The sequence below is a fragment of the Bradyrhizobium australafricanum genome (genome assembly GCF_020329495.1).
In the GTDB taxonomy this organism is placed as follows: domain Bacteria; phylum Pseudomonadota; class Alphaproteobacteria; order Rhizobiales; family Xanthobacteraceae; genus Bradyrhizobium; species Bradyrhizobium australafricanum.
Window position 1 is genome coordinate 1 of the sequence record NZ_JAGKJL010000143.1, and the last position, 5,747, is coordinate 5,747.

Annotated in this window: 6 protein-coding genes and 1 pseudogene; 5 read left to right on the plus strand and 2 right to left on the minus strand. The window is 60.8% G+C overall.

Annotation, left to right across the window (positions count from 1 at the left end):
- The coding region (locus J6525_RS45820; RefSeq protein ID WP_512699755.1) for a transposase at positions 1 to 262 on the plus strand (262 nt) is incomplete at its 5' end.
- 325 nt (positions 263 to 587) lie between these two features.
- On the opposite strand, the gene J6525_RS47830 is transcribed toward J6525_RS45820, so the two are convergent.
- Positions 588 to 2,174 carry an acyl-CoA dehydrogenase family protein gene (locus J6525_RS47830; protein WP_376708669.1) on the minus strand — a complete coding sequence of 529 codons (1,587 nt, stop codon included), beginning with the start codon at positions 2,172 to 2,174 and terminating at the stop codon, positions 588 to 590.
- Positions 2,175 to 2,567: 393 nt separating this feature from the next.
- Here J6525_RS47830 and tnpA point away from each other — a divergent pair, with 393 nt between their 5' ends.
- From tnpA to J6525_RS45845, 4 genes are read left to right on the plus strand one after another with little or no spacing between them, the layout of a single operon-like run.
- Positions 2,568 to 3,029 carry an IS66-like element accessory protein TnpA gene (gene tnpA / locus J6525_RS45830; RefSeq protein ID WP_141343522.1) on the plus strand — a complete coding sequence of 154 codons (462 nt, stop codon included), beginning with the start codon at positions 2,568 to 2,570 and terminating at the stop codon, positions 3,027 to 3,029.
- Positions 3,026 to 3,379: an IS66 family insertion sequence element accessory protein TnpB gene (gene tnpB / locus J6525_RS45835; protein WP_069279868.1), complete on the plus strand. Its 354-nt coding sequence runs from the start codon at positions 3,026 to 3,028 to the stop codon at positions 3,377 to 3,379. Before tnpA ends, tnpB begins: the two co-directional genes overlap by 4 nt.
- A gap of 50 nt (positions 3,380 to 3,429) precedes the next feature.
- Positions 3,430 to 4,992: an IS66 family transposase gene (gene tnpC, locus J6525_RS45840; RefSeq protein WP_225649545.1), complete on the plus strand. Its 1,563-nt coding sequence runs from the start codon at positions 3,430 to 3,432 to the stop codon at positions 4,990 to 4,992.
- A 29-nt stretch (positions 4,993 to 5,021) separates the two neighbouring features.
- Complete coding sequence (locus tag J6525_RS45845; RefSeq protein ID WP_225649546.1) at positions 5,022 to 5,522, plus strand: UPF0149 family protein; 501 nt, start codon at positions 5,022 to 5,024, stop codon at positions 5,520 to 5,522.
- Positions 5,523 to 5,591: 69 nt separating this feature from the next.
- On the opposite strand, the pseudogene J6525_RS45850 reads toward J6525_RS45845, so the two are convergent.
- A pseudogene (locus J6525_RS45850) lies at positions 5,592 to 5,747 on the minus strand (ISNCY family transposase); the annotation flags it as partial.

Consider the following 5,747-nt stretch of genomic DNA (forward strand, 5'->3'; position numbering starts at 1 on the left):
CTCGGGTCAGGTCCGCCGCGTCACAGCTTCCATCCGTCGCGAGATGAAGCGTCGCGCGGCTGTCGAGCCCGTCATCGGCCACGTCAAGGCCGAGCACCGCATGGACAGAAATTATCTCAAGGGACGCCTCGGCGACCGCATCAACGCTGTTCTCGCCGCTGCCGGCTATAACTTCGGCCTGCTGCTGCGATGGCTCGCAGAGCTCTTGCGTGTCATCATCCGAGCCTTCTTCGAGACCGTCCCGGCTCGAAACACCGCTTAAGCCGGGCGCCGGCGCCAGTTCTTCACGAACGACTCAATCGATACTCAAAGTGTGCGCGTCGCTAAGTGTGCACAATCTCAATTGTTGTTGTCCAGGCGACTACACATCCCAGTTCGCCTCGCCTCAGCGACGCATCATGCGGCGCGTTTGTCCCAAGCCTCGAGTGGTAGTTCTGACTCCGCGACAAAAACGGCTTGCTGTCGATGAGATGAACTTTGCTGAGTTAAATCGCTAAATCTTGCTAGGTCAGTGTTACCGAAAGCTCGTCGCTGTCGAGTGTTGGACCGTCTCCAGATCAGCATCCTCGAACCGTTCACATGGGGTCTCAAACATACTGTACCAATCTGAGGTAATCGTCTGTAAGGACTGGTGAACGGATGGAAGAAGCTGCGTCGTGAAGGAAAGTATTCAGAGTCCTGCTAGCGCGAGTACGGCCTTCGAAAGATAGCCTTGCCGGCTTGCGAGTACGGAGGGTGTTCAATTCGGAACTGACGAGGTCAGCCGCGAGACAATCTGAGGCCGAGAACGAACCAGTAGACATGACGGCTTGTGCCAGTCCTAATGTGGTGAGCCAACCCGCATAGATTAGTACGGCGCCATCTGTCTCATTGAGTCCAGAGAGTTCCTCAATTGCAGCAGCGTGGAATGGTGCCGCATCAAGAGACAGAAAAAGATCAGCTATTTCGTCACGTGTGGCTCGAGAGAGAAGGCAGCGGCCGAGATGTGATAGGAGCGTCTCAGTCGGCCCCTCGAAGATGCGGAGAATGCGAGCGTCTCGATAGATTTTAGCTACAGGAGTCCCCTCATCGTAACCGCGGCCACCTAACAGTTGGACGCATTGATCGGCAACGAGGCCGCACCACTCCGAGGACAAAACCTTCGTTGCTGACGCAAGGTGGACGTTCGGTGCGCCCTGCGCTGAGACAAGTCGGCAGGATGCACCCAGCATTGCCTTCACGACTTCCCGTCGGAGTACCATCTGTCCAAATGACTGCTCGATATAGCTGTTCTCGATCATGCGCAGCTTGCCTAGTCGACGACGGCTTGCATATGAGGCTGCGACCTGAATAGCGCGCTCAAGGGCTCCAAGACCCATAGCAGCCACACCGATGCGCCCGCGGTTCATACTAGATGCTGCTGCTCCCCAGCCGTCTTGATCGCGAGAGAGCACGTAAGCGCTCGGCAGCTCGACATCGTGGAACTCTATTGTGTTTTGAATAATACCGCGCAGACCGAGTGTGCGATGCTCGTGCGTGACCTTTAGGCCCGGAGCCTGCCTATCAACTAGAACGCCAACGACCCGTCCTTTCGCATTGGGACCAGCGGCTCGCGCAAAACAAACGATCCAACGAGCCCAGTCAGCGAGGCCGATCCAGATTTTGCGGCCAGAGATACGAACTCTATCTTCATGCATGAAGGCCGACGCTTCTATATGTCGCGGGGCAGAGCCAGCTCCAGGCTCTGTTAAAGCGAAAGCGCAAAGGTCGCCGCGTGTTGCACCCCACATGACCTGCCTTTGTTCAGGGATGTGCGGTGCCGCTTCGATGCAGGGTAGTGCCAGAAAGTTATGGATCACGAGGGTAGAGGCAGCTGAGACATCGAAGGATGCGGTCGCGGAGACGAGGTCGATGGCCTCTTGCAAAGGAAGGGCTAACCCACCGTGCTCTGTTGGTGTAGTGAGCCCGAATAGCCCATGCCTTGCCAATACGCTGTGTAGGGTCGGAGGGAATGCCCGACGGTCATCCGCGTCTGCGAAATTCAAGTGACTCAGGTCATCGATCAAGCGGGAATATAAGGTAGTAGCTGCACCAAAGTCAGATGTGCGCTCCTGCGCCTCCTCGCATAAAGGGTAAGCTTGAGTGTACATATCCATAACGGCAGATTGATTGCGCGCGTGCGTTGTGACAATCATCTTCGTGGCTGGCTCGAATAGACATTGGTATAGTTGGGTGCGAGCGAAGCATATGCAGATTACCCAGATTGGGAGTCATCGTCAGGGCTGCGCGGCGGGCATCAAGATGCATCTTGCAGACTAACCCATCGAAGGCGTGTTCGCGGCCTTGCGATATGCTCCAGGGATTCGTTATTCGCCGACCGCCGCTGAGTTGATGATGTTCAAGTTCGTGATCGCCGCGTCAAGGATGGCGCCGGCTCAAAGGCACAGATCATTGCCGAAGCTCATTGCAGGTCTCAAATTCAATGATGGTATCGAGGTCATCCGTAACCGGCATGAGGGCCTCACCTCGCAGTGACGAAGCTTGTCTGCGATACAGGCTGGCAAGAGCTGATCGGTGGAGGTGGCGCGATGGCAAATGCCATGCTTGATGCCAGGCAGGAAGGTGACTCTTATCGCCGCGTTGAGGTGATCACTGGGGAGCGCCGGCGGCGACGGTGGACGAGCGAGGAGAAGGCCCGGATCGCGGCAGAGAGCTTTGAGGAGGGGGCGAACATCTCCGAGGTGGCGCGGCGCAATGGCGTCTCTCGCGGACTGCTCACGGTGTGGCGCCGCCAGGTAGCGGCGGCGCTGGCCGGCAAAGCCCAGAACTTCGTGCCTATCCAAATTGGCGCCGAGAGCGATGGCGGGAGGGTTGGCAAGTCCGAGTGTATTTCGCCGGTACAGACGAAGCCCGTGGAGATTGCCACGCCGCCGGCCAAGGTCTGTGGAGTGGTCGAGATCGAGGTGAACGGGGCGCGCATCCGGGTCGAGCCGGGGGTGGAACTGGCGACGCTTTCGGTGGTGCTATCGGCGCTTCGAGGGATCCGGTGATTGCTCTACGGTCAGACCTCAAGGTGGTGCTGGCGGCCCAGCCGGTCGACTTTCGTAAGTCGGTGCATACGCTGTCGGCGCTGGTGAGCGAAGCACTGCGCGCGAACCCATATTGCGGCGACGTCTTCGTGTTCCGCAGCAAGCGCATGGACAGAGTGAAGCTTCTGGCGTGGGACGGCAGCGGCATGGTGTTGGTAACGAAGTGGTTGCACCAGGGGCGTTTCACCTGGCCGCCGATCCGCGACGGCGTTGTGCATCTCAGTGCGACGCAGCTTGCGATGCTACTCGACGGGCTCGAGTGGACGCGTGTGTCGCCCAAGCCTGTGAAGCAGCCGGCCATTGTCGGCTGAGAAGTGAGGATTTCACTGGAGCATGGGTCGCACGGATGTATCGTCTGGTCATGGCGATTCGCCCCGACACTCTCCCGACCGATCCGGCAGCTCTGACCGAGATGGTGCTCGCGCTTGACGCTGAGAACGAGACGCTGCGCGTAGCAATGCAAACGTTCAAGGACATGATCTTCGGGAAGCGCTCGGAGCGGCTTGCCGCGCTCGTGGCCGAGCAGCTCGCGCTTGAGCTTGGCGATCTTGAGACCGACGTCACGCCGCCTGCAGCTGCCAACGACGATGCAGCTGCGGCAAAGCCGCCCGGCAAGCCACTGCGGAAGAAGGCGCGCCGCAACATCGGCGCGCTTCCAAAGCACCTGCCGCGCTGTGAGCATGTGCTGGAGCCGGAGGCGACCGCATGCCCGTGTTGCCAGGGCCAGCTTCACAAGATCGGCGAGGACGTCAGCGAGGTGCTGGACATCATCCCGGCGATCCTGCGGGTGCTGCGGACGGTCCGTCCCAAGTACGGCTGCCGCCGCTGCACCGATGGTGTGATCCAGGCGAAGGTGCTGCCGCGCCTGATCGAGAGCGGCATGGCTTCGACCGCACTCGTGAGCCACGTGGTAGTCTCGAAGTTCGCCTGGTATCTGCCGCTGTACCGACAGGTGCAAATTCTGGCCGGCCAGGGTGTCCATCTCGACCGGGCGACGCTTGCCGGCTGGGTGAAGCGTGCGGCCTGGTGGCTCAGGAGCCTCTATGCGCTTCAGCTGCGCACGATCCAGACCGCGCCGCGCCTGTTCTGCGACGAGACGCCGATGCCGGTGCTCGATCCCGGACGACATCGCCCGCGCATCTGCCAGTTCTGGGCGCATGCCATGGATGACCGGCCATGGGGCGGTCCCTCGCCGCCGGCGGTGGCCTACGTGTTCGCCGACGGCCGCGGCACGGCGGAGATCGCCAGACAGTTGATGGGCTTTTCCGGCATTCTGCAGGTCGACGGTTATGCCGCCTACAAAGCGCTCGCCCGCGATCATGGCGGCGCGATCCAACTCGCCTTTTGTCTCGTCCACGCCCGCCGCAAATTCGTCGAGGTGTATAAGACGACCCAGTCGCCGTTCGCGCGCGAAGTGATCGAGCGCCTGCAGGCGGTCTATGCCATCGAAGCAGAGATCCGTGGCAGCAGTGCCGAGCAGCGGCTGGCCAGCCGCGGCACCAGGTCCGCTCCATTGATGGAGGCGCTCAGGACGCGCCTGACCGCAATGGTCGGCCAGCTCTTCTCCCAATCGAAGCTGGCGGAGGCCATCAACTACGCACTCAATCACTGGGACGGGTTGACGCTGTTTCTCCGCGACGGCCGTGTCGAAGTTGACAGCAACACAGTCGAGCGTTCCATGCGCCCGATTGCGATGGGAAGACGCAACTCATTGTTCAGCGGCAGCGAAGGCGGCGCCGAGAGCTGGGCGATCCTGGCGTCGCTCGTGAACACGGCAAAACTCCATGAGCTCGACCCGCAGGCCTACCTGACCGATGTGCTGGAGCGCATCGTGTCCGGGCGAACCAAGAGCCATCAGCTGCACGAGCTGCTCGCCTGGAACTGGAAGGCGGCGCGCCGGCACACACCGCAGGCAGCGGCATGAGCCCACGTCGCCATAAGGCAGCATCGTCGATGGCGTCAGCCGCGATGTCGCTTGCGGAGCTCGAGCGATGGCTCCAGGATCGCGTCGATCGCCATCCTGCCGCCACCAGCATTCCCATGCTCGACGGCTATACCGCCGCGATCGTGGCCGGACCGGTGTCGATGAGCCCGCTCGATTGGATCTGCCCGCTGCTCGCGATCGATGCCGACGCTTTCAACCATGGCGGCACGCCGGAGTTCGCCGCGATCTCCGCCGTCGCGCTGCGCCACAACGACATCAGCAACACCCTCTCGACTGCCCCCGATCGGTTCGAGCCGATGCACCGGCGCGACCCCAGCGGCAACATCGATGCGCATCCCTGGTGCCAGGGTTTCTATGCTGCGATGCGGCTCAGACTGTCGGCGTGGGCGCCGTTGCTCGACGTCAACAACGTCAATCACGGCCTGCTGCTGCCCATCGTATTGCCTCACATATCGATGCTCCCGAGTGCGATGGGTTGCCTCATTTATTTTGCTCCCGGCTTGGGTTGAGGAGGAGGCCGGGTGCGGAGATGGCCGGGGTTTCGGAGCGCCCGGCCTCCTCCGCTGGCACCTGGCATATCATTGGGGTGTTGTGACCTCATACTCCGGAAGCGTTTCCTCCGTAGGAACGAACAGTAACGCGTTCGCTTGCTCGCTGCGCCAGGATTTAAGTCGACGTTGAAGCGTTCGAAGAAGCTTGTTCGGATAGGCTCCAGGATATTCCACCTGCAACCG